Genomic DNA, 22815 nt, shown 5'->3' on the forward strand with positions numbered 1-22815 from the left:
ACCATGAGCCCGTGTCAACGTCTTCCCTTGTCCTGATCCTCGTCGTCGTGGCGGTCGTGCTGATCGCCGCGCTGGTCACCGGTGTGGTGCTGACGCGTCGTCGTCGCATCAGCCTGACCCAGAAGGAAGAGGGTCCCCGCCCCAGCGGCTACCAGGCGTCGTCCGGGATCTCGCTGACCCCTGCCGCACCTGACGCCACCGAGGCCGAGGCGGTCGCCGTCACCGAGGTGGCGCCCGTCGAACACCCGGTGGCCGAGCGGACCGAGGTCGACGGCCAGCCCGGCGTGGGCGACGACGCCTCCGTGCCGCGCGACTCGGTGAAGCGCGGCTTCGTCGAGGTCGACCTGCCCGTCGAGGCGTCCGAGGTCGAGGAGATCGAGCCGACCGAGGGCCGGCTGGAGCGGCTGCGCGGCAAGCTGTCGAAGTCGCGCAACGCGTTCGGCTCCTCGCTGCTGGGCCTGCTCGGCGCGGGCGACCTGGACGAGGACTCGTGGCAGGACGTCGAGGACACGCTGCTGATCTCCGACCTGGGCGCCGCCACGACCACCGAGATCGTCGACACGCTGCGCTCCAGGATCGCCGGCTCGGCCGTCCGTACCGAGGCCCAGGCGCAGGCGCTGCTGCGCTCGGTCCTGGTCGACGCACTGGGCCCGAAGATGGACCGCTCCCTGAAGGCGCTGCCGCACGCCGGCAAGCCCGCCGTGCTGCTCGTCGTCGGCGTCAACGGCGTCGGCAAGACCACCACCACCGGCAAGCTCGCCAGGGTGCTGGTGGCCGACGGCCGGACCGTGCTGCTGGGAGCCGCCGACACGTTCCGCGCGGCGGCGGCCGACCAGCTGGAGACCTGGGGCAAGCGCGTCGGCGCGGAGACCGTGCGCGGCCCCGAGGGCGGCGACCCAGCCTCGGTGGCGTTCGACGCGGTGAAGCGCGGCATGGACGCGGGCGTCGACACGGTCCTGATCGACACGGCCGGCCGCCTGCACACCAAGGTCGGCCTGATGGACGAGCTCGGCAAGGTCAAGCGCGTCGTCGAGAAGCAGGCCGTCGTGGACGAGGTCCTGCTCGTGCTGGACGCCACGACCGGCCAGAACGGCCTCACGCAGGCTCGGGTGTTCGCCGAGCAGGTCGACATCACCGGCATCGTGCTGACCAAGCTGGACGGCACGGCCAAGGGCGGCATCGTGTTCCAGGTGCAGCGCGAGCTCGGCGTGCCGGTCAAGCTCGTCGGCCTTGGCGAGGGTGCCGACCACCTGGCCCCGTTCGAGCCGGGCGCGTTCGTGGACGCGCTGCTCGGCTGATCTTGTCGGACCATCTGAGTACGGTGAAACGCAGGGGCTCCCAGTTCGGGGGTACCCCTGCGCCAGCCTGCTCAGGCGGTCAGGGCTGGGGTTGACGGGTCCGTCCCAGCCGCCGGGTTTCGCCTGCGGGACAGCATGACGCTCGCGTCGGCACACCTTCCGCCGACGCTTCTACCCGCTCGGCACAGTGAGTCACCGACGCCAGCTCATGATCACATCGCCGCCATGCGGGACGACCGGCCTCGCCCTGGTCAGAGGCGACTCGACCACGAGTCGGTGGTACCGAGGTCCCCTGCTCAGGCAGTTGAGGCCTGGTCCGCGAGCCTCTTCGCGACCGCCAGTACCTCGGGCAGGATGCGGTTGACCGCGTCCTTGGTGAGCCGCCCCTCCGGACCCGACACCGACACCGCGGCCAGCGCCGGCCCGCCCACCACCGGCACCGCGATGCACCGGACGCCCAGCTCCTGCTCGGACTCGTCCAAAGCGAACCCGCGCTCCGCGATCTCGTCCAGCGAGTCGAGCAGTTCGGTGGCGTCGGTGATCGTGTTGGACGTGTAGGCGGGTAGTCCTGTGCGTTCCAGCAGGGCACGAACGTCGGCGCGCGGCAGTTGCGAGAGCATCGCCTTGCCGACGCCGGTGCCGTGCGGGAGCAGGCGGCGGCCCACCTCGGTGAACATGCGCATCGAGTGCTTCGAGGGAACCTGGGCGACGTAGACGACCTCGTCGCCGTCCAGCACCGCCAGGTTCGCCGTCTCCTCCACCGAGTCGACCAGTTGCGACAGCAGTGGCCTGGCCCAGGTGCCGTACTGGCGGGAGGCGGTCTCGCCGAGGCGGATCAGCCGCGAGCCGAGGGTGTAGCGCCGGTTGCTGTTCTGGCGCACATAGCCCAGCGTGACAAGGGTGCGGATGAGGCGGTGGATCGTGGGCAGGGGCAGGCCGGAGGAAGTCGCCAGCTCCGAGAGCGATGCTTCGCCGCCCGCGTCCGCCAGGCGTTCCAGCAGGTCGAAGGCTCTTTGCAGGGACTGCACGCCACCTGTGGACACGTGCGGCTCCTTCCATTGCAGTTCCGCAATGCAAAAACTATAGTCCACACAGCAAAACCGAGAGAGGTGGATCCAGGTGCAGGTCCTCACCGAAGAGGCTCTTGAGTTCGTCGCGAAGCTGCACGAGGCGCACGCCGCCCGCAGGGACGAGTTGCTCGCCCTTCGTCAGGAGCGCCGGCCCCTCGGCTTCCTGCCCGAGACCCAGGACGTCCGTGACGGCGAGTGGCAGGTGGCGCCGGCGCCCGCACCGCTGCGCGACCGGCGTGTCGAGATCACCGGGCCCACCGAGCGCAAGATGACGATCAACGCGCTCAACTCCGGTGCCAAGGTGTGGCTCGCGGACCTGGAGGACGCGAACACCCCGCACTGGGACAACGTCGTGCAGGGCCAGGTGAACCTCTACGAGGCGGCGCGCGAGACGATCGAGTACACCTCGCCGGAGGGCAAGGAGTACAAGCTCAAGGGCGGGCCGTATCCGACGATCGTCGTGCGGCCGCGCGGATGGCACCTCGACGAGCGCAACCTCCAGTTCAGTGGCAAGAACGCCGTTGGCGCGCTCGTGGACTTCGGGTTGCACTTCTTCCACAACGCCGAGTTGGGCAGGCCCTACTACTACCTGCCGAAGATGGAGTCGCATCTCGAAGCACGGCTGTGGAACGACGTCTTCACGACGGCGCAAATGCTCAAGGGCGTGCCGCACGGCACCATCAGGGCGACGGTGCTCATCGAGACGATTCCGGCCGCGTTCCAGATGGAGGAGATCCTCTACGAACTGCGTGACCACGCGTCGGGGCTCAACGCCGGTCGGTGGGACTACCTCTTCAGCGTCATCAAGTACTTCCGTGACGCGGGTGCGGACTACGTGCTGCCGGACCGCAACAGCGTGACGATGACGGCGCCGTTCATGCGCGCGTACACCGAGCTTCTGGTGAAGACGTGTCACAAGCGCGGGGCGTTCGCCATGGGTGGCATGGCGGCGTTCATCCCGAACCGGCGTGACCCGGAGGTCACCGAGAACGCGTTGCGCAAGGTTCGCGAGGACAAGACGCGTGAGGCGACGGACGGTTTCGACGGGTCGTGGGTGGCGCATCCTGATCTCGTGCCGATCTGCCGGGAGATCTTCGACGGGGTGCTGGGCGACCGGCCCAACCAGATCGACAGGCAGCGGCCGGAGGTCTCCGTGACCGCCGAGCAGCTGCTGGACTTCAAGTCCGCGGGTGGCGCGGCGACGCGGGCGGGGCTGGAGTCCGCCGTCGACGTCGGTGTGCGGTACATCGCGTCCTGGCTGGGCGGCAACGGCGCGGCGGCGATCCACAACTTGATGGAGGACGCGGCCACCGCGGAGATCAGCAGGTCGCAGATCTGGCAGTGGATCAACAACAAGGTCGTGCTCGACGACGGCACCCAGGTCACCGCCGACGCGGTGCGGGAGGTCCTGGCGCGGGTCGGCGGCGAGCTCGAAGGCCCGCACGTCGCGGCGGCCGTCGAGCTGTTCGAGCAGGTCGCGCTGTCGGAGGACTTCGTCGACTTCCTGACGTTGCCGGCGTACGAGCGCATCTGATGTACGAGACATCGCTGTCTCCCGAGGACATCGCGCGGGTGACCGCGCGGTTGTCCACTGTGGAACGCAGCTTCCCGGCGGGCCGTCAGCCCGTGCACACGTGTTACGTGCCCGCCGGTCGCATCATCGCGTCCACGGTCGCCGACTGGGGGCGCGAGGCCCTGGAGTCGATCGAACCGGACCTGCTCCCTGACCTGCCCGGCGGCGTGCTGGAGCGGGTCGAGGCCAAGCTCCGCAGAGAGCCGATCGAGGACCTGCGGATCGACTTCGAGGACGGCTACGGCGCGCCCGAGGACGACGTCGAGGACATGGACGCCGAGAGTACGGCGAACCTCCTGTCGCGCTGGATCGCCGACGGCACCGCGCCGCCGGCGTCCGGGCTGCGGATCAAGTCGTTCGACACTCCCGAGCTGCGGGAGCGCGGACTGCGCACGCTCGACATCTTCCTGACGGCACTGGACGAGATCCCGCCCGGTTTCGTCATCACCCTCCCGAAGGTGACGTCCGTCGACCAGGTCGAGGTGTTCGGCGAGGTGCTCGACCTCTTCGGCGGCGACCTGAAGTTCGAGATCCAGGTCGAGACCACGCAGTCCATCGTGGACGGTGAGGGCCGGTTGGCCGTTCCGCGGTTCATCGCGGCGGGCCACGGCCGGGTGACGGGCCTGCACTTCGGCACCTACGACTACACGGCGGGCTGCGGGCTGTCCGCGGCGCAGCAACACCTGGCGCACGGGGCGTGCGACTTCGCCCGGCACGTCATGCAGGTGTCCGCTGCTGGCACGGGCGTTCGCCTGTCCGACGGCTCCACGAACGTGCTGCCGGTCGGCGACCAGAAGAAACTCGGCTGGGACACGCATTACCGGCTCGTGCGGCGGTCGCTGGAGCACGGTTTCTACCAGGGCTGGGACCTGCATCCGGCCCAACTGGTGACGCGATACGCGGCTGTGTACGGCTTCTACCGCGAAGGCCTGGAGGCGGACGCCGCACGGCTGAAGTCCTACGTGCAGCACGTCTCGGGAGGCGTCCTGGACGAGCCGGCGACCGCCCAGGCGTTGTCGTCGTTCTTCCTCCGAGCGGTGGACTGCGGTGCGCTCGATCCGGTGGAGGTGCAGGTGGCGACAGGGCTGGACGAGGCAGCGCTGAGAAGGCTCGCCACCCGGTCGGGCTGAGGTTCAATGGGCTGATGAAGGCCGTGGTGATAGGCGGGGGAATCGCCGGCTTGCTCGCAGCTCGGGTGCTGACCGAGACGTGCGACGACGTGGTGGTCCTGGAGCGGGACAAGCTGTCCGGGGAACCCGAGTACCGGGCGGGAGTGCCGCAGGGCAGGCACGTGCACGGGTTGCTGGTGCGCGGCGGTGAGATCATGGAAGACCTCTTCCCCGGACTGCGCGAGGAGCTCGTGCGGGCGGGAGCGCACCTGTCGGACGCGGGGGACGTCCGGTTGCTCAACCCGCTGGGTGGGTGGCGTCGGCCAAGACCGGGATGCCGTTGCTGACGGTCAGCCGGCCGTTGCTGGAGACACGGATCCGGTTGCGGGTCACGGCGAAGGTGCTGGACGGCGTGCACGTGACCGGGTTGTCGTTCAACGGCTCCGTGGTGGACGGCGTGCTGACCCGTGACGGCCGGATCGACGCCGGCCTCGTGGTGGACGCGTCCGGGCGTTCGTCGAAGCTCGGCGCGTGGCTGGCCGAAGCCGGGGTCACGGTGCCGGAGCCGGTCGAGGTCGACTCGCGGACCGGGTACGCGACCCGGCTCTACACCGCGCCGGCACGGTTTCCCGCGTTGGTCGGTGAGTCGTTGTCGGCACCGGACACTCCGCGCGGCTGTGCGGTGATGCGCGTCGAGGGCGACCGGCTGATGGTCACCGCGCAGGGCGCCGGCGGCGACCACCCGCCGCGTGATCCCGAGGGCTACCAGGCGTTTCTCGACTCGCTGCGCGGCCCGATCGCGGAGATGCTGCGTGCCGCCGAACCCGTCACGCCTGTGTACCTCTTCGCGCGCACGGCAAGCCGTCGCACCGCGTTCGAGAAGGCGGAGGGCTGGCCCGGTGGGCTCGTCGCGATCGGTGACGCGGTGTGCGCGTTCAACCCCGTGTACGGGCAGGGGATGACGGTGGCCGCGATGGAGGCCCTGTTGTTCCGGCGGCACAAGGACTTCAGCGCCAGGGGTTGCCAGGCGTTCCAGCGGGCGGTCGCGCGAGCCGCGCACGGGTCGTGGGCGATGTCCAGCAACGCCGACCAGGGCTGGGTGAGTGGTCAGCGGAGGCGCGGCGTGCTCGGCTGGTTCATGAAGAAGTGGCAGGTCGGGATCGTGCACGATCCCGACCTGTTCCGGCGTTTCGTCCGCGTGGTGCACATGCGGGCGTCACCGGCGTCGCTGATGAACCCGGTGGTGTTCAGAAGGCTGGCAAGGTACTCCAGGCTTGACCAGCGCCGGGGGCGTCGTCCCGCAGGATCGAGCCCTCGATGAGGCCGTACGGGCGGTCCGCGGCGTAGAAGACCTCGTTGTCGTTCTCCAGGCCGAACGCACTCAGGTCCACCAGGAAGTGGTGCTTGTTCGGCATGGAGAGCCGCACCTCGGCGACCTCGGAACGGGCGTTCAGCACCGCCTCGCCCATCGCGTACAGCGTCTGCTGCAACGACAGGGAATGCTTGTCCGCGAACGTCTTCAGCATGATCGACCGGATCTCCGCGAACGACTTCGCCCAGTCCACGTCGGTACCGGCGTAACGCCACCGCGCCGTCACCGACGTCGCCAGGATGCGGTCGTCGGTCTCCTTCAGAGTCGTGTACGGGTCCTTCGGGTAGCCGTGGAACTCCGACCCGGTCGACTTCAGCACCACCATGTCGCGCACGCCCGACACGACCCACGCCTGCGAGCCGTCGATCGTCACGGCCGTCGTGCGCTTCTCGTTGGAGCCCTGGACGAACGAGTGGTCGTGGCCGTCGATGCGGTCCCAGGCGTGCTCGTCGATGAGGATGCGCGCACCCGTGATCGGCTCCTGCGAGCCCACGAAGTGCCGGCCGAGGCGCAGCGCGAAGTCCTCGATCTCACCGACCGGCGCCTGCTTGGCGAACGCGTAGACGGTGTTCTTCTGCGTGTCGGTGGCGAGCACCTTGGCGTTGTCGCCGGTGAGGTGCGTGTCGGCGAGGTCTCCGCGCAGCGAGGTGCTGACGGTCAGGTCTTTGATCGTGTGCACGGACCCGTTGCGCGACACCGTGACAAGGCGGTTCTCCGCCTTCCCGTACTGGTTGGGGCCCAGGACGATGGCCATGTTCTCAGCTCCCGATCAGCTTCCGCAGCCGCAAGGCGGCGATCTTCGCGAGTTCGTCGTTGACGACGCGGAGCTCGACGTCCGGCGGGTTGCCCATCCGGGAGGACAGGTCGCCGAGCATTTCCGCACCGCTCAGGCCGGTCGCGCACACCAGGTAGATGTGCCCGAACCGATCCTCGTACGCGGCGTTCGCAGCCGCCAGGCGATCAGCCTGGGAGCTGTCCACACCGGACTGTTCGGACCGCGACCACCTCGCCGACACCCCGCCTGTCTTCTGCCGTTCGCCGATGCGCGGGTGCCCGGCGATGGCGCCGAGCACCTCCTCGTCGGAAAGTCCTTGTGCGGCAACCGAAGAAGCCGCGAGGAGAGCATCGATCGACGCGTACGGCCTGCCCGCCACTATCGCGTCGACCCAGCGGGGTACCGCGAGGCACTCGGTGAGCAGAGGCCTGAGTTCGGCTTCCGGGGCGCTGTTGAAGCTCTCCACGGCTCTCCAAGTTTCTGTATCGCGGAATCTAACTTCCACATTCTTGACCCGGGCCGAGTGAGATGTCTAGTGTCTCCATAGGGTGAAATCCAACTTCCGCAATGTGGAAGGACATGCCACCGATGTTCGACGCAAACCTGTCCATGCTCTTCACCGAGCTGCCGTTGCTGGAGCGTCCGGCCGCGGCACGCGCCGCCGGGTTCGACGCGGTCGAGATCTGGTGGCCGTTCGCGGACGCCGTACCCGAGACACGCGAGATCGAGGCGTTCGAAGGCGCCATCGCCGACGCGCGGGTGCGCCTGGTCGGCCTGAACCTCTACGCGGGCGACATGCCCGCGGGAGACAGGGGACTGGCGAGCTGGCCCGGCCGCGAGACGGAGTTCCGGACGAACGTCGAGATCACCGCGGCCATCGCGGCCCGCCTCGGCTGCCGCACGCTCAACGCGCTGCACGGCAACTTCGAGACCACCGCGCAGACCATCTCCAACTACCGCTTCGCCGCCGACGTCGCGGCCGAGGCCGGCGCGCAGCTCGTGATCGAACCGCTGAGCGGCGCGCCGAAGTACCCGATCAGGACCGCCCACCAGGCGTTCGAGCTCATCGACGAGATCGACCGCGGCAACGTGAAGCTGCTCGCGGACCTCTACCACCTCGCCACGAACGGCGACGACCTCGACACCCTCGCCGACCACGTCGACCGCATCGGTCACGTGCAGATCGCCGACGCTCCAGGACGCGGTGAGCCCGGCACCGGCGAGCTCGACCTCTTCGGGCACCTCGCGAAGCTCCGCGCCAACGGCTACACGGGCTTCGTCGGCGCCGAGTACAAGCCCGTCACCCACTCCTTCGCTTGGAGGGATCAAGCATGACCCGCATCGGTTTCATCGGACTCGGCATCATGGGCTCGCCGATGGCGGCTCACCTCGTAGCCGCCGGGCACGACGTGACGGGTTTCGACCTCAGCTCCGGGGCACTGGAGAAACTGGTCGCCGACGGTGGCAAAGCCGCGTCTTCAGCACAGGAAGCAGTGAGCGGCGCCGAGGTCGTCATCACGATGCTGCCGAACCACCCGCAGGTCGAGGCGGTGATCGACGAGGTCACGTTCGACGACGGCACGTTGCTGATCGACATGAGCACGATCCGCCCGTCCACGTCGATCGAGATCGCGAAGAAGCTGACCAACGTCCGCGTGCTCGACGCGCCGGTGAGCGGCGGTCAGACCGGCGCGGTCCAGGCGTCCCTCAGCATCATGGTCGGCGGCAACGAAGCTGACTTCGCCGCCGCCAGGCCGTTCCTGGAGGTCGTCGGCAAGACGATCGTCCACGTCGGGCCGCACGGCGCCGGCCAGGTCGTGAAGGCGGCGAACCAGCTGATGGTCGGCGGCATCTACGCGCTGGTGGCCGAGTCGATCGTGCTGCTGGAGGCGTCCGGCGTCGACCCCAAGGCGGGCCTCGATGTGCTCGCCGGTGGTCTCGCCGCGAACCGGATCCTCGACCTCAAGCGGGAGTCGATGATCGCGCGCGAGTTCCAGCCGGGCTTCCGGATCGACCTGCACCACAAGGACATGGGCATCGCGCTGGACGCGGCACGTGCCGCCGACGTCGCGCTGCCGGTCACCAGCCAGATCGCCGCACTGGTCGCGGCGGCGCGCGCGCAGGGTTACGGGTCGCTCGACCACTCCGCGCTGCTCAAGGTCGTCGAGAACTTCGCGGGAAGGTCGTAGAACATGCCGAAGATCCCAGTCATGCAAGCGGTCGTCGAGGTCCTCAAGTCCGAGGGCATCGACACCGTGTTCGGCTGCCCCGGCGCCGCGATCCTGCCGCTGTACAAGGCGATGGAGCAGGACGGCTCGATCGAGCACCTCATCGTGCGGCACGAGGAGGGCGCCACGCACATGGCCGACGGCTGGTCGCGCACGACCGGCAACGTCGGTGTCGCGATCGGCACGTCCGGTCCGGCCGGGACGAACATGATCACCGGCCTGTACACCGCGCAGGCCGACTCCGTGCCGATCCTGTGCATCACCGGCCAGGCCGCGGTGTCGAAGCTGCACCAGGAGGCGTTCCAGGCCGTCGACATCGTCTCGATCGCCGCGCCCGTCACGAAGTGGGCGGTGCAGGTCAAGGAAGCCGCGCAGATGCCGTGGATCTTCCGCGAGGCGTTCCGGATCGCCCGCTCCGGCCGTCCCGGTCCGGTCCTGATCGACCTGCCGATCGACGTGCAGAAGCAGGAGATCGAGTGGGACTCGACGATCGACGAACCGTTGCCCGTGCCGAAAAGCGCTCCGAGTGACGCACGCGTGGAACGGGCGCTGGAGATGCTGCTGGCCGCCGAACGCCCACTGCTGCTCGCCGGTGGCGGTGTCATCCTCGGCGAGGCGTCTGATGAACTGCTGGAGCTGGCCGAGCTGGTGCAGATCCCGATCCAGGCCACGCTGATGGGCAAGGGCGCCATCGACGAGGACCACCCGCTCTACGCGGGTATGACCGGCATCCAGACCTCGCAGCGCTACGGCAACGCGTCGTTCCTGGAGTCCGATCTGGTGCTGGCGCTGGGCGCGCGGTTCGGCGACCGGCACACCGGCGATCTCGCGACCTACCGCGGTGACCGGAAGTTCATCCACGTCGACGTCGAACCGACGCAGATCGGCAAGGTGTTCGGACCCGACCTCGGAATCGTGGCCGACACCAAGCTGTTCCTGCGGGCGTTGCTGGAAAAGGCGAAAGCACGCGGACCACGACCGGCCGGCGAGTGGGTCGACCGCTGCCAGGAGCTCAAGCGAACCTTGTTGCGGCGCGAGGACTTCGACACCGTGCCGGTCAAGGCGCCGAGGGTGTTCAAGGAGATCAACGAGTTCTACGGCCCGGACACCTACTTCGTCACGGCCATTGGGCTCTACCAGATCTGGTCCGGCCAGCACCAGAAGGCGCACAAGCCGCGGCACTACCAGGTCTGCGGCCAGGCGGGTCCGCTCGGCTGGGAGATCCCGGCGGCCATCGGCGTGAAGAAGGCGCGACCGGACGCCGAGGTCGTGGGCATCGTCGGCGACTACTCGTTCCAGTTCCTCGTGGAGGAGCTCGCGGTCGGCGCCCAGTACGACGTGCCGTTCGTGCTGATCATGCTGAACAACGAGTACCTCGGCCTGATCCGGATGGCGGAGGACCACGGTGGCTACGACATGAAGTACGAGGTCGACATCCACTACGACACCACCGGCTCGGACAACGTGAAGATCATGGAGGCCTACGGCTGCTCCGGCGTCCGCGTGGCCGATCCCGGCGAGATCCGCGGTTCGCTCGAGTGGGCGCGCAAGGAGGCCGACCGCACGCAACGGCCGGTGCTCGTGGAGATCATGATCGAGCGCGAGGGCAACACCGCGAACGGCACGTCGATCGCCGCCATGCGGGAATTCGAGCCCATCCCGTGATCGTCGTCGCGCCGGACAAGTTCAAGGGTTCGCTCACCGCCCCGCAGGTCGCTGCCGCTCTCGCGCGCGGCCTGCGGGAGGCGGCCCCGGACGTGGACGTGCGCCTGCTCCCGGTGGCCGACGGTGGCGACGGCACGGTCGACGCCGCCGTCGCCGCCGGGTTCCTGAAGGTCGGGCGCTGGGTCACCGGGCCGGTCGGCAAACCAGTGCCCGCGTCCTTCGCCGTCAAGGGCATGACCGCCGTGGTCGAGGTGGCGTCGGCGGCCGGGCTCACGTTGCTCGACGAACCCGCGCCGCTCGACGCCACCAGCCACGGCGTCGGCGAGCTGCTGAAGGCCGCGCTGGACATCGGCTGCTCCACGATCGTGCTCGGACTGGGTGGCAGCGCGTGCACCGACGGCGGCGCGGGGATGCTCGAGGCCCTGGGCGGGGCGTCGTTCGGCGGCGTCGACCTCGTGCTGGCCTCGGACGTGGACAACCCGCTGCTCGGGCCGTCCGGCGCGGCGGCGGTCTACGGGCCGCAGAAGGGCGCCTCGCCCGGGCAGGTGGAGGTCCTCGAAGCGCGACTCGAAGCGTTCGCGCAGCGAATCGGACAGGAGTACGCGTCACTGCCCGGCGCGGGCGCGGCCGGTGGGATCGGGTTCGCGGCACTCGCCGTGCTGGGCGGGCGGTTCCGGCCGGGCATCGAGGTGGTGCTGGAGCTGGCCGGGTTCGCCGAGGCCGTGGCGGGAGCGTCGTTGGTGATCACCGGCGAAGGCTCGCTGGACGCGCAGACCCGCCACGGCAAGGCACCGTACGGGGTGGTCAGGGCCTCGGGTGACGTGCCGGTCGTCGCGGTGGCGGGGCAGTGCTCGGTCGACCCCGGTGACCTGGGGTTGAGGGCCGCCTACGCGCTGTTGGACATCGAACCGGACGTCACGCGCTGCCTGGCCCATGCGGATTCGCTGCTGGGTGTTCTCGGCGGTCGCATCGCGCGCGACTGGGTGTCACAGTGAGTGCCATGGACCTGGTCTTCCGCGCCCGCAGGGTCATCACCCCGCAGGGCGAGATCGCGTGCGACGTCGGTGTCGCCGGCGGCCGGATCGTGGCCGTCGAACGGCGCATCGACTCGCCGAACGTCGTGCACCTCGCGGACGACGAGGTGTTGCTGCCCGGCCTGGTCGACACCCACGTGCACGTCAACGACCCCGGTCGCAGCGAGTGGGAGGGCTTCGAGACCGCCACGAGGGCCGCCGCCGCCGGTGGCGTCACGACGATCATCGACATGCCGCTGAACAGCATCCCGCCCACGGTCGAGACCGCCGCCCTGGAGATCAAGCGCAAGGCCGCGGCGAACGTCTCGGTCGACGTCGGGTTCTGGGGCGGGATCATCCCCGGCAACCTCGCCGACCTGAAGCCGTTGCACGAGGCCGGGGTCTTCGGCTTCAAGTGCTTCCTGCTGCACTCGGGCGTCGACGAGTTCCCGGCCGTCACCAAGGCCGAACTGGAAGCGGCCCTGCGGGAACTGGCCACGCTCGACGCGTTGACGATCGTGCACGCCGAGGACGCGCACACGGTTCGTGACTCCGAGCCGGACTACGCCGGGTTCCTGGCGTCGAGGCCGCGCGAGGCCGAGAACCGGGCGATCCGCGACGTCGTCGACCTGACCCGCAGGACCGGGGCTCGCACGCACATCCTGCACCTCTCGTCGTCGGACGCGCTCTCGATCCTGGAGGCCGCCAAACGGGAGAGCCTGCGGATCACGGCCGAGACGTGCCCGCACTACCTCACGTTCACCGCCGAGGAGATCCACGACGGGCAGACGGAGTTCAAGTGCTGCCCGCCGATCCGTGAGGCGGAGAACCGCGAGGCGTTGTGGCAGGGCCTGCGGGACGGGGTGATCGACCTGGTCGTCAGCGACCACTCGCCGAGCACGCTGGAGCTGAAGGCGGGCGACTTCGCCACGGCGTGGGGCGGCATCGCGTCACTGCAACTCGGCCTGCCCGCGGTGTGGACGGGTGCCCGGGAACGGGGCTTCCACCTCACCGACGTCGTCCGCTGGATGGCGACGCACCCGGCGCGCCAGGCCGGGCTGGAGACCAAGGGCGCCATCGAGGCCGGCCGGGACGCGGACCTCGTGGTGTTCGCGCCGGATGAGACGTTCGTGGTGGACAAGGACAGGCTCCACCACCGCAACCCCGTCACGCCCTACCACGGTCGCACGCTGCACGGGGTGGTGCGCCAGACGTGGTTGCGCGGCAAGGAAATCAGCACGACACAAGGAAAGCTGCTCAGAAGAGGAGAAGCATGACGGAGTGGACCCGGCTGCCCGATCTCGCCTCGCGCGCTGTCGGTGGTGGTGTGGTGTGGGCGAACGACGAGCTGTTCGCCGAGCGGGAGAACCTGATCAAGCCCGCCGAGCCGGTCTACCAGACCTACACCTTCGGTCACAAAGGCCAGATCTACGACGGCTGGGAGACCCGCCGCCGCCGTGAGGCCGGCGTGGACCACGCCGTGGTCCGGCTCGGCATGCCCGGAGTCGTCCGCGGCGTCGTCGTCGACACGGCGTTCTTCAAGGGCAACTACCCGCCGTTCTGCTGGGTCGAGGGCGCCCAGGTCGACGGCTACCCGCCCGCCGACGAGATCACCGAGTGGTTCCCGCTGGTCGAGCGCACCGCGCTCAAGGGCGACGAGAAGCACTTCTTCGACGTCAGCGAGCGGCGCCGCGTCACGCACGTCCGTCTCACCATCGACCCGGACGGCGGCGTCGCGAGGCTGCGCGTGCACGGCGAACCGGTCGCGGATCCCCGGTTGCTGATCCCGGCCGTCGACCTCGCGGCGCTGGAGAACGGCGCCGTCGTCACCGGCTGCAGCAACATGTTCTACAGCTCGCCCAACAACCTCATCGCCCCTGGTCAGGCCACGGTCATGGGGGAGGGCTGGGAGACCGCGCGCCGGCGTGACGACGGCAACGACTGGGTGTCGCTGCGGCTCGCCGCGCCCGGTGTCGTGAATCTGGTCGAGCTCGACACCAGCCACTTCAAGGGCAACGCGCCCGGCTGGGCGTCCGTGTCGGCGTGCGACGAGCGCAAGGATCCCGACGCGTGGTTCGACCTCCTGCCGCGCACCCGGCTGCAGCCCGACACGCGGCACCGGTTCGTCGTGGACGCGACCGAGGCGACGGCCGTCCGGCTCGACATCTACCCGGACGGCGGCATGGCACGCCTCCGCGTCCTTGGCACCCCTACGAGTGATGGCCTGTCACACCTTCGGAAGGTGTGGACCGAAACGACTAACTGAAGGTGGTTGTACGACCACAGGCTGATTTCGATCCCTACCTCAGTCGGTTGTCTGCGTCACACGATCGGTGGAAGCGTTCTCCTCGCAAGATCGGGGATCTAGGGAGGACATCCATGCAACCGATGGTGCGCGTCTTCGGCGCCGCGCTCGCGAGTTCTGCATTGGTTCTAGGCGCGAGTCAGGTCGCGGTCGCGGCTCCGGAAGGGCAGCCGGAGTACCAGGTCGGCGCGATCGACTGGAAGCCGTGCGAGGAGGTGCCGACGATCGACTGCGGCTTCCTCGAGCTGCCGATCGACTACGCCAAGCCGGACGGTGAGAAGTTCCAGCTGGCCGTCTCGCGCCGCAAGGCGAACGACACGGCCAACCGGATCGGCGTGATGGTGATCAACCCGGGCGGACCGGGTGGTTCCGGCGTCAACTTCTCGTTCGGTGCGGACGGCTACTTCAGCAAGGAGATCGTCGACAAGTTCGACATCATCGGGTTCGACCCCCGCGGTGTCGCACGCAGCGCGCCGATCAAGTGCTCGGCGGAGGTGCTCGAGAAGCAGCCGTCGATGTACCCGAAGACCAGGGCCGAGTTCGACGCGCTGGTCACGTACAACAAGGCGCTGCGTGAGGACTGCCGCAAGCAGTCCGGCGCGATCTTCGACAACGCCTCGACCGCGGAGGTGGCGCAGGACATCGACGCCATCCGCCGCGCACTGGGCGAGCAGAAGATCAACTACTACGGCATCTCGTACGGCACGATCATGGGCCAGCACTACGCGGAGCGGTACGGCAAGAACATCCGCGCCATGATCATCGACTCCAACATGGACCACAGCCTGGGCACCAGGCAGTTCGTCGCCTCCGAGGCGCGCACCGCCGAGGACTCGTTCAACGAGTGGGTGAAGTGGAGCGACCGCACGCCGTCGTCTCCGTTCCACGGCCAGGACCTGCGCAAGATCTGGAAGGACCTGCTGGCGAAGGCCGAGCGCGGTGAGGTGCCCGCTCCGTGGGACCCGAACGTCAAGATGACGCCGGAGGACCTCGGCGGCGGTGTGGTCAGCATGGCCTACGGCCCCAACTGGAAGCCGTTCGCCGACCAGATCAAGCAGATCATCGACGGCGCGCAGGCTCCGCAGTCGGCTTTCTCGGCCTTCGCGGCCGAGGAGACGTTCCCGAACCCGTTCCCGGGCATCTTCTGCAACGACTACAACCTCCGCGTGAGCTCGTGGGGCGAGTACCAGTCGTTGACGAAGATGGAGAACAAGATCGCGCCGAACACCCGTGGCTCCTCGCTCGGCCACAGCGCCACGATGGGCTGCGTCGGGTTCCCCAAGGCCACGAACCCACAGCGCACGCTGAAGATCAAGAACTCGCCGAAGATCCTGCTCACCAACGCCAAGCACGACCCGGCGACGGCGTACGAGTGGGCGGTCAACGCGCATCGTCAGTCCCGTGACACCACCGTCTTCGTGACCTACGAAGGCTGGGGCCACGGCGTCTACGACCGCAGCGAGTGCACGCTGAAGATCAACAACGAGTACCTGGTCTCGCTGAAGCTGCCGCGCAACGGCACCTCGTGTGCCGCGGTCGAGCCTCCGGTCACCGAGGCCGGCGTGCTGTCCGCGAAGCCGCGCGTCCCGGCGGGTCCCTACTCGATCGGGTGATTGATGGGGGGAGCTTTCATCAACCTCAGGTTTGGGAAGGCTCCCCCCATCAACAGCCGCGGTCACGTGCCGTGAGGACGCGGAATCGAGGGCGTGAACCGCGCGAAACGCGGACGTAACAACGTCGGGCCCACAGTTCACCTCCGCGAAACGTTCCACGTGGGCGCGTGAAACAGGACATACCGATGCTCCCTGCAACCGACGTGCAGTGGAGGTCGAAGTGGATACAGGGGACACCGCCTGGGTGCTCACCAGCGCCGCCTTGGTGCTGCTGATGACGCCTGGCCTTGCCTTCTTCTACGGAGGCATGGTCCGTTCGAAGAGCGTGCTCAACATGATGATGATGAGCCTGGGCGCGATGGCCGTGGTCGGTGTCCTGTGGGTGCTGTTCGGGTACTCGACGGCATTCGGCGCGGACGTCGGCGCGGGCCTGCTGGGCAAGCCGTTCGAGTTCTTCGGCCTCGACGGGCTGCTGGCCGCCGACTCGCTGTCGGGCACGATCCCGAGCACCGTGTTCGTGGCGTTCCAGGCGATGTTCGCGATCATCACGGTCGCGCTGATCTCCGGAGCCATCGCCGACCGCGCCCGTTTCGGGCCGTGGCTGCTGTTCGCGGGCCTGTGGGCGACGATCGTGTACTTCCCGGTCGCGCACTGGGTCTTCGACTTCGACGGCAAGGACGAGGCCGGCAACGTCGTCGACCCCGGTGGCTGGATCGCCAACAAGCTCCTCGCGATCGACTTCGCCGGTGGTACCGCGGTGCACATCAACGCCGGTGCGGCGGGTCTCGCCCTGGCCCTGGTCCTCGGCAAGCGGGTCGGCTGGCCCAAGGAGCCCATGAAGCCGCACAGCCTGCCGCTGGTCGTGCTCGGCGCCGGTCTGCTGTGGTTCGGCTGGTTCGGGTTCAACGCCGGTTCGGCTCTCGGCGCGAACGGCACCGCGGGTGTCACGTTCATCAACACGCTCGTCGCCACCTGTGCCGCGATGCTCGGCTGGCTGCTGACGGAGCGCATCCGTGACGGCAAGGCCACCACGCTCGGTGCCGCGTCCGGTGTCATCGCCGGTCTGGTCGCCATCACGCCCGCCTGTTCCGCGGTCACCCCGATCGGCGCCATCGCGATCGGCGCGATCACCGGTGCCCTGTGCGCCCTCGCCGTGTCGCTCAAGTACCGCTTCGGTTTCGACGACTCGCTCGACGTCGTCGGCGTGCACCTCGTCGGTGGTCTCTCCGGCACGATCCTGATCGGTCTGTTCGCCAGCGAGGCGGCCCCGGCCAAGGTCAACGGCCTGTTCTACGGCGGCGGCTTCGACCAGCTGTGGCGCCAGGCCGTCGGTGCGTTCGCGGTGCTCGGGTACTCGTTCGTGTTGAGCCTCGCGCTCGGGTACCTGGTGAAGTTCACCGTCGGGTTCCGTGCGCCGGAGGAGGCCGAGGTCGCCAGCATCGACGAGGCTGAGCACGCCGAGCGCGCCTACGAGTACGGCAGCCTCACCAGTGCGCGTGGTACCGGCAAGCCGAGCGTGGCCGCGGGCGCGACCGCGGTTCTCGAGGGGAGCAACAAGTCATGAAGCTGGTCACCGCGATCATCAAGCCGTTCACGCTCGACGACGTGAAGGGCGCCCTGGAACAGCTCGGGGTGCTGGGCATGACCGTCAGCGAGGTGCAGGGCTACGGCCGCCAGAAGGGCCACACCGAGGTCTACCGCGGCGCCGAGTACTCCGTGGACTTCGTCCCCAAGATCAAGATCGAGGTCGTCATCGACGACACCGCCGTCGACAAGGTGCTGGAAGCGGTGGTCGAGGCCGCCCGCACCGGCAAGATCGGCGACGGCAAGGTCTGGGTCACTCCGGTCGAGACGGTCGTGCGCGTGCGCACGGGCGAACGTGGATCGGACGCGCTCTAACAACTGTGCCAAATCTTGGGGAGACGGCCCGTGGAGAACAACGAAACGGCCGTCGTCACGGCTGACGACCTGGTGCGAGCACGCGAACGGCTGCTCGTGCCAGGTCGTCGTCGCTTGGCCGCCGAACCTCTGCGTGAAGCACTCGTGGACCTGCACGAGTTCTGGTTGACCAAACACGCGGGGACAGCGGGGATATCCGGATCGGGTGTCGCCCTCGTGGCGGTCGGCGGGCTGGGGCGGCGGGAGCTCGTGCCCTACTCCGACCTCGACCTCGTGCTGGTGCACAACGGCGTCAAGAACATCGACGAGGTCGCCGAGAAGCTCTGGTACCCCCTGTGGAACTCCGGCATCGGGCTCGACCACTCGGTCCGCACGGTCGGCGAGGCCCTGCGGGTCGCCGCCGGTGACCTGCGGACCGCGTTGGGGCTGCTGGACATCCGGCACATCTCCGGTGACGCGGAAGTCACCCAGAAGCTCGCCGACGGCGCGCGGCAGGCGTGGCGCGGCAACGTCCGCAACCGGCTGGACGAGATCGCCGAGTCGTCGCAGAAGCGCTGGGCCCGCGGCGGCGAGATCGCCCACCGCGTCGAACCCGACCTGAAGCACGGCCGCGGCGGGTTGCGCGACATCACGATCCTGGACGCGCTGTCCGTCGCGCAGGTCGTGGACCGGCCGTCCGCCGACGTGGACGAGGCCCGCCGGCTGCTGCTGGACGTGCGCACCGAACTTCGCCGCGTGGCGCGGAAACCTCGTGACGTGCTGCGGGCGCAGGACGGCGACGAGGTGGCGTCGGCTCTGGGGCTGGCCGACCGCTTCGCTTTGGCCCGTTCACTTTCCTCTGCCGCACGCACTGTCGTCTACGCGTTCGACGTGGCGATGCGGACCGCTCGGGCCGCCGCGCCGAAACGGGGGCTCGGGGCGTTCCTAAGAGGACAGCCGCCGCGCCGACCGTTGGACGAAGGTGTTGTGCTGCACGGCGCTGAGGTGGCTCTCGCGCGTGACGCGATTCCCAGCCGCGACCCCGCGTTGTTGTTGCGGGTCGCCACGGCCGCGGCGCGCAGCAAGCACCCGATCGCGTCCGGGACGTTGGGCCGGCTCGCCGACTCGGCGCCGGAACTGCGCCAGCCGTGGCCGCGCGAGGCCCGCGAGGAGCTGCTGGCGTTGCTGGGCAGTGGCAACGGACTCGTGGACGTCGTGGAAGCGCTGGACCGCACGGGTTTGTGGGGCCGGCTGTTCCCGGAGTGGGGTGCGGTGCGGGACCTGCCTCCGCGCGACGCCGCGCACATGTGGACGGTCGACCGGCACCTGGTGCAGACGGTCGCGCACGCCGCGCGGCTGGCGACCACGGTGGCGCGGCCCGACCTGTTGCTGCTGGGCGCGTTGATCCACGACATCGGCAAGGGCCGGCAGCAGGACCACTCCGAGGTCGGGGCCGCGCTGGCGACCCAGATCGGGGAGCGGATCGGGTTGTGGCCGCAGGACGTCGAGACGCTGTCCGCGATGGTCCGCCACCATCTGCTGTTGCCGCACACCGCGACCAGGCGTGACGTCGAGGACGAGACGACCGTGCGCCGGGTGGTGGAGACGCTCGGCGGCGACGCGGTGCTGCTGGAGCTGCTGTACGCGCTGGCGGAGTCGGACTCGATCGCGACCGGGCCGGGGGTGTGGACGGACTGGAAGGCCGCGCTGATGGCCGACCTGGTCGCCCGCTGTCGCACAGCGATGGCGGGGGAGGCGTTGCCCAAACCCGAACCGCTCGACCCCGTGCACGTGGAGATGGCCGAACGCGTTGCGGCGGCGGGAAAACCGGACGTGCTGCTGGAGAAGCAGGACCACGCGGCGGTCGTGACGGTGCTCGCGCCGGACCGTCCGGGCATGCTGTCCAAGGCCGCGGGCGTGCTCGCGTTGAACTCGCTGGAAGTGCACGCGGCGACGTTGCGCTCACACGGCGGTGCGACGGTGGACGCGTTCACGGTGTCGCCCCGCTTCGGTTCGCTGCCGGACGCGTCGCTGCTGCGCGAACAGCTGTCCAGGGCGATCGAGGGCTCGTTGCCGCTGGCGGACAAGCTCGCCGCGAAGGAACGCGACTACGGCGGCCCGCCGCTCGACCCGCCGCCCGCGAGGGTGCTGTGGTTCGACGACGAGGCGACTGGCGCGGTGGTGCTGGAACTGCGCGCGGCCGACCGGATCGGGCTGCTGCACCGCGTGGCGGGTGCGTTGGAGCAGTGCGGGGCCGACGTGCGGTGGGCACGCGTGTCCACGTTGGGCGCGACGGTCGTCGACTCGTTCAGCATCTCCGGCGACGGCCTCGACCGGCGGCGGATCGAACGGGCGGTGCTCGCCGCGGCCAGGTAGAGGTTGAGTAGCACTACGCACAACCTCTCCGGGTGCTCACGCTCCTGCGCGATTGCGAAACCCGGCAGTCTTCGTGGTGTCCGGGAAGCGTCTTCGAGGGGTGGACCACTTCCCGGACGGGCAAGGCGGTGGTGACGAGTGACGGCGCCGGGGGAGGTATCGGGCACTCGCACCACCGCCGACGTTCCTCCTCCCATGACAACGAGACAGGTTCCTGGACAACGCCGGTCCGGCCTGGGCAGGGTCGAGTTCTCGTTGTTCTGACTGGGGAGGAAGAACGTTGAGAATCGCCATGGTGGCCGCCGTCGTCGCGGCCCTGATCGTCCCTTCGACCGCGCAGGCCGCTCCGCTGGCCGTGGAGGACCTCGGCACGTTGCCGGGTGATCTCCGGAGCACCGCGCAGGACATCAACGAACTCGGCTCCATCGCAGGGGTTTCGATGGGAGCGGGCACCTCGCAGCACGCCGTGCGCTGGGACCGTTCCAGCCCGATCAAGAAGCTGGACGACCTCGGGTTCGACTCGTGGGCCTCCGCCATCAACGGGGCGAGCACCGTCGTCGGCTACGTCGTCGACGCCGCCGGCGAGGCCCAGCCCGCCCGGTGGGACGTCAGCGGCGCGTTGACGGTGCTGACCGTTCCCGGCGCGACGAACGGGGTCGCCTACGACGTCAACGACTCCGGCGCCGTGACCGGAACCGCGACGGTCGGCGGTGTCTCCCAGGCCGTCGTCTGGGACAGCGCCGGTACTGCCACGGTGCTCGGTGCGGGCAGGGGCCAGTACATCACCGGCACCGGCACGGTGATCGGCTACTCCGGCAACCAGCCCGCGCGCTGGACCGACGGCGGCGGCCTCTACGTCTACGACAACCCCGGCGCACAGCTGTCAGGCCACAACCAGGCCGCCGACGCCGTGGGCACCTCGGGCGGCGAGGGCGTGCTCTGGCTGGGCCGCCGTCGTTCGCTGCTGGGCGCCGGCACCAGCCCGCGTGACATCTCCGACACCGGCTGGGCGGTCGGCGTCGCGGGTTCCCAGGCGGTCCGCTGGGAGGCTTCGGAGTTCACCTCGGCCCAGCCGCTCGCCCCGGCGCCGTCCACCGCGAGCGACGTCAACGACGCCGGCGTGGTGGCGGGCACGGTCGGTTCGTGGGCCGCGACCTGGGATTCCGCCGGGGTACAGACGATGCTGCCGGTCGTCTCCGGTTCCAACCGCAGCCTCGTGTCGGGCCTCACCGAGAACGGCCAGGTCATCGGAATAGCAGGTTTCGCCAGCGGGGAGTACCGGGCAGTCGTGTGGCGCTGAACCCAGTGCGTTCGGTGATAAACAGGACCAAACTGAACGAGTAGGAAGGTCCGGACGTCTTCTAGGACATGACCGCCGTGTTGAACACGCAGACCGCAGTCGTCCGAGTGCCGCCGCGCTCGCTCGTAGTCCTCGGCGGCATCCCCGGCGCGGGCAAGACGACGTTGCTCACCCGCCTGGCCGCGGACGAACCGGTCACCGTGCTCGACTCCGACCAGGTGCGGATGTGGCTGGAGCCACGGGTGCGCCTACCGTACCGGTACTGGCGCGTCCTCGTGCACCTCACGCACCGGTTGCGGGTGTTCTGGGCAGCGCTGTTCTGCGCGGGCCTGCTGGTGGTGCACGAGCCGTCCACCCGTCCCGGCACGCGTTTCATGCTGGTGCTCGCCGGCCTGCTGTCGGGGCGTTCCCGCCACTTCCTGTGGCTGGACGCCTCGGCGGCCCAGGCCCTCGACGGCCAGATCGCCCGCAAGCGAGTCATCCGCACGCACGCGTTCGAACGCCACGTCCGCCGCGGCGGCGAGATGCGCGAGCGGTTCGAGGCGGGCTGGGTGCCCTTCGGGTTCGGCAGCGTGACGCTCCTCACCCGTGCGGGCACCTCGGGTGGTCTGCGCATCATGGTGCCGTGATCAAGGCTGTCCTCTTCGACTTCGCGGGCACCCTGTTCGGGCGTCCGACCCACCGGTGGCTCTCGCCACAGCACCTCTCGGTGCTGCGCGCTCCAGGGCCCTACATCGCCCGCATGAACGCCGCCGAGCGTGCCGTGTGGGACGCACGGGACCTGACGGCGCTGGCGAACCGTTCGGCCTACTGGACCCTGTTCCGGCTGGCAGGGCTGTCGATGACCGACGAGTTGTTCCAGCGCCTGCACAACCCGGCGTTCTGGCTGCCCTACTCCGACACGGCCGCGGCACTTGCCGCCGTGAGGCCGTTGAAGGTCGGGGTGCTGAGCAACGTCTCGTGGGACATCCGCCGCGTCTTCGCGCGCGAGTCGTTGTCGGTCGACGCCTTCGCGTTGTCGTACGAGATCGGCTTCTCCAAGCCGTCCGCCCGTGCCTTCGACGCGGCCTGCGTGCGGCTCGACGTCGATCCGTCCGAGTGCCTCTACGTCGGCGACGACCCGGTCGCGGACGGTGCGGCGGTGCAGGCGGGGCTGCGGTTCGCGCAGATCTCCACCGCTCCGGTCGGGCGCCGTGAGCCCGTGCTGCTGGAGGCCCTGGCGAGCCACGGGATCAGGTGA

At 69.2% G+C, this 22815-nt stretch carries 21 protein-coding genes; 18 read left to right on the forward strand and 3 right to left on the reverse strand.

Translation table 11 applies throughout. The annotated features are described in order from the left end of the window. Positions 1–11: 11 nt before the first annotated feature. Complete coding sequence (ftsY, locus tag ACRSBM_RS04405) at positions 12–1298, forward strand: signal recognition particle-docking protein FtsY (protein ID WP_434439992.1); 1287 nt, start codon at positions 12–14, stop codon at positions 1296–1298. 296 nt (positions 1299–1594) lie between these two features. On the opposite strand, the gene ACRSBM_RS04410 is transcribed toward ftsY, so the two are convergent. After that, positions 1595–2341 carry an IclR family transcriptional regulator gene (locus ACRSBM_RS04410; RefSeq protein ID WP_434439993.1) on the reverse strand — a complete coding sequence of 249 codons (747 nt, stop codon included), beginning with the start codon at positions 2339–2341 and terminating at the stop codon, positions 1595–1597. A gap of 76 nt (positions 2342–2417) precedes the next feature. On the opposite strand from ACRSBM_RS04410, the gene aceB reads away from it, so the two are divergent. From aceB to ACRSBM_RS04430, 4 genes are read left to right on the forward strand one after another with little or no spacing between them, the layout of a single operon-like run. Beyond that, entirely contained in the window at positions 2418–3902 is a 1485-nt protein-coding gene (gene aceB, locus ACRSBM_RS04415; RefSeq protein ID WP_434439995.1) for a malate synthase A, read from the forward strand. Beyond that, positions 3902–5071, forward strand: a complete 1170-nt coding sequence (locus tag ACRSBM_RS04420; protein WP_434439996.1) for a DUF6986 family protein — start codon at positions 3902–3904, stop codon at positions 5069–5071. Before aceB ends, ACRSBM_RS04420 begins: the two co-directional genes overlap by 1 nt. Positions 5072–5085: 14 nt before the next feature. Next, entirely contained in the window at positions 5086–5397 is a 312-nt protein-coding gene (locus tag ACRSBM_RS04425) for an NAD(P)-binding protein (protein WP_434439998.1), read from the forward strand. Further along, positions 5364–6371, forward strand: a complete 1008-nt coding sequence (locus ACRSBM_RS04430; protein WP_434440000.1) for an NAD(P)/FAD-dependent oxidoreductase — start codon at positions 5364–5366, stop codon at positions 6369–6371. Before ACRSBM_RS04425 ends, ACRSBM_RS04430 begins: the two co-directional genes overlap by 34 nt. On the opposite strand, the gene pucL is transcribed toward ACRSBM_RS04430, so the two are convergent. Together pucL and uraD are read right to left on the reverse strand one after the other, a co-directional pair. Further along, complete coding sequence (pucL, locus tag ACRSBM_RS04435) at positions 6298–7176, reverse strand: factor-independent urate hydroxylase (RefSeq protein ID WP_434440002.1); 879 nt, start codon at positions 7174–7176, stop codon at positions 6298–6300. The genes ACRSBM_RS04430 and pucL overlap by 74 nt on opposite strands. Positions 7177–7180: 4 nt before the next feature. Next, a complete protein-coding gene (uraD, locus tag ACRSBM_RS04440; protein ID WP_434440003.1) occupies positions 7181–7702 on the reverse strand; it encodes a 2-oxo-4-hydroxy-4-carboxy-5-ureidoimidazoline decarboxylase in 522 nt (173 codons plus the stop codon). A gap of 83 nt (positions 7703–7785) precedes the next feature. Here uraD and ACRSBM_RS04445 point away from each other — a divergent pair, with 83 nt between their 5' ends. The 13 genes from ACRSBM_RS04445 to ACRSBM_RS04505 all read left to right on the forward strand — a co-directional run bounded on the left by ACRSBM_RS04445 (position 7786) and on the right by ACRSBM_RS04505 (position 22815). Beyond that, positions 7786–8532 carry a hydroxypyruvate isomerase family protein gene (locus ACRSBM_RS04445; RefSeq protein WP_434440005.1) on the forward strand — a complete coding sequence of 249 codons (747 nt, stop codon included), beginning with the start codon at positions 7786–7788 and terminating at the stop codon, positions 8530–8532. Next, positions 8529–9386: an NAD(P)-dependent oxidoreductase gene (locus ACRSBM_RS04450; RefSeq protein ID WP_434440007.1), complete on the forward strand. Its 858-nt coding sequence runs from the start codon at positions 8529–8531 to the stop codon at positions 9384–9386. The genes ACRSBM_RS04445 and ACRSBM_RS04450 overlap by 4 nt, the downstream gene beginning before the upstream one ends. Before the next feature lie 21 nt (positions 9387–9407). Continuing rightward, the gene (gcl, locus tag ACRSBM_RS04455) at positions 9408–11090 is read left to right on the forward strand and encodes a glyoxylate carboligase (protein ID WP_434452961.1); all 1683 of its coding nucleotides are present in this window, start codon (positions 9408–9410) and stop codon (positions 11088–11090) included. Further along, positions 11087–12085 carry a glycerate kinase family protein gene (locus ACRSBM_RS04460; RefSeq protein WP_434440009.1) on the forward strand — a complete coding sequence of 333 codons (999 nt, stop codon included), beginning with the start codon at positions 11087–11089 and terminating at the stop codon, positions 12083–12085. The genes gcl and ACRSBM_RS04460 overlap by 4 nt, the downstream gene beginning before the upstream one ends. A 5-nt stretch (positions 12086–12090) precedes the next feature. Next, the gene (gene allB, locus ACRSBM_RS04465) at positions 12091–13380 is read left to right on the forward strand and encodes an allantoinase AllB (RefSeq protein ID WP_434440010.1); all 1290 of its coding nucleotides are present in this window, start codon (positions 12091–12093) and stop codon (positions 13378–13380) included. Further along, positions 13377–14369 (forward strand): allantoicase, encoded by a 993-nt coding sequence (gene alc / locus ACRSBM_RS04470; protein WP_434440012.1) that lies wholly within the window; start codon positions 13377–13379, stop codon positions 14367–14369. Before allB ends, alc begins: the two co-directional genes overlap by 4 nt. A gap of 113 nt (positions 14370–14482) precedes the next feature. Further along, positions 14483–16021: an alpha/beta fold hydrolase gene (locus ACRSBM_RS04475; RefSeq protein WP_434440013.1), complete on the forward strand. Its 1539-nt coding sequence runs from the start codon at positions 14483–14485 to the stop codon at positions 16019–16021. 220 nt (positions 16022–16241) lie between these two features. After that, positions 16242–17585 (forward strand): ammonium transporter, encoded by a 1344-nt coding sequence (locus ACRSBM_RS04480; protein ID WP_434440015.1) that lies wholly within the window; start codon positions 16242–16244, stop codon positions 17583–17585. After that, positions 17582–17920 carry a P-II family nitrogen regulator gene (locus tag ACRSBM_RS04485; RefSeq protein WP_434440017.1) on the forward strand — a complete coding sequence of 113 codons (339 nt, stop codon included), beginning with the start codon at positions 17582–17584 and terminating at the stop codon, positions 17918–17920. Before ACRSBM_RS04480 ends, ACRSBM_RS04485 begins: the two co-directional genes overlap by 4 nt. A gap of 30 nt (positions 17921–17950) precedes the next feature. Then, positions 17951–20275, forward strand: coding sequence for a [protein-PII] uridylyltransferase (locus tag ACRSBM_RS04490; RefSeq protein ID WP_434440019.1), 2325 nt, complete (start codon positions 17951–17953; stop codon positions 20273–20275). A 280-nt stretch (positions 20276–20555) separates the two neighbouring features. Then, positions 20556–21575: a hypothetical protein gene (locus tag ACRSBM_RS04495; protein WP_434440021.1), complete on the forward strand. Its 1020-nt coding sequence runs from the start codon at positions 20556–20558 to the stop codon at positions 21573–21575. Positions 21576–21643: 68 nt separating this feature from the next. Then, positions 21644–22204 (forward strand): AAA family ATPase, encoded by a 561-nt coding sequence (locus ACRSBM_RS04500; RefSeq protein WP_434440022.1) that lies wholly within the window; start codon positions 21644–21646, stop codon positions 22202–22204. Continuing rightward, entirely contained in the window at positions 22201–22815 is a 615-nt protein-coding gene (locus ACRSBM_RS04505; protein WP_434440023.1) for an HAD family hydrolase, read from the forward strand. The genes ACRSBM_RS04500 and ACRSBM_RS04505 overlap by 4 nt, the downstream gene beginning before the upstream one ends.

This window comes from Lentzea xerophila (assembly GCF_051094245.1).
Classification (GTDB): Bacteria; Actinomycetota; Actinomycetes; order Mycobacteriales; family Pseudonocardiaceae; genus Lentzea; species Lentzea xerophila.

Coding starts and splice junctions, on each gene's coding strand:
- gcl (WP_434452961.1), top strand. CDS start 9,408: ATGCAAGCGGTCGTCGAGGTCCTCAAGTCCGAGGGCATCGACACCGTG.
- allB (WP_434440010.1), top strand. CDS start 12,091: ATGGACCTGGTCTTCCGCGCCCGCAGGGTCATCACCCCGCAGGGCGAG.
- ACRSBM_RS04420 (WP_434439996.1), top strand. CDS start 3,902: ATGTACGAGACATCGCTGTCTCCCGAGGACATCGCGCGGGTGACCGCG.
- ACRSBM_RS04425 (WP_434439998.1), top strand. CDS start 5,086: ATGAAGGCCGTGGTGATAGGCGGGGGAATCGCCGGCTTGCTCGCAGCT.
- pucL (WP_434440002.1), bottom strand. CDS start 7,176: ATGGCCATCGTCCTGGGCCCCAACCAGTACGGGAAGGCGGAGAACCGC.
- ACRSBM_RS04500 (WP_434440022.1), top strand. CDS start 21,644: ATGACCGCCGTGTTGAACACGCAGACCGCAGTCGTCCGAGTGCCGCCG.
- ACRSBM_RS04485 (WP_434440017.1), top strand. CDS start 17,582: ATGAAGCTGGTCACCGCGATCATCAAGCCGTTCACGCTCGACGACGTG.
- ACRSBM_RS04450 (WP_434440007.1), top strand. CDS start 8,529: ATGACCCGCATCGGTTTCATCGGACTCGGCATCATGGGCTCGCCGATG.
- ACRSBM_RS04475 (WP_434440013.1), top strand. CDS start 14,483: ATGCAACCGATGGTGCGCGTCTTCGGCGCCGCGCTCGCGAGTTCTGCA.
- alc (WP_434440012.1), top strand. CDS start 13,377: ATGACGGAGTGGACCCGGCTGCCCGATCTCGCCTCGCGCGCTGTCGGT.
- ACRSBM_RS04445 (WP_434440005.1), top strand. CDS start 7,786: ATGTTCGACGCAAACCTGTCCATGCTCTTCACCGAGCTGCCGTTGCTG.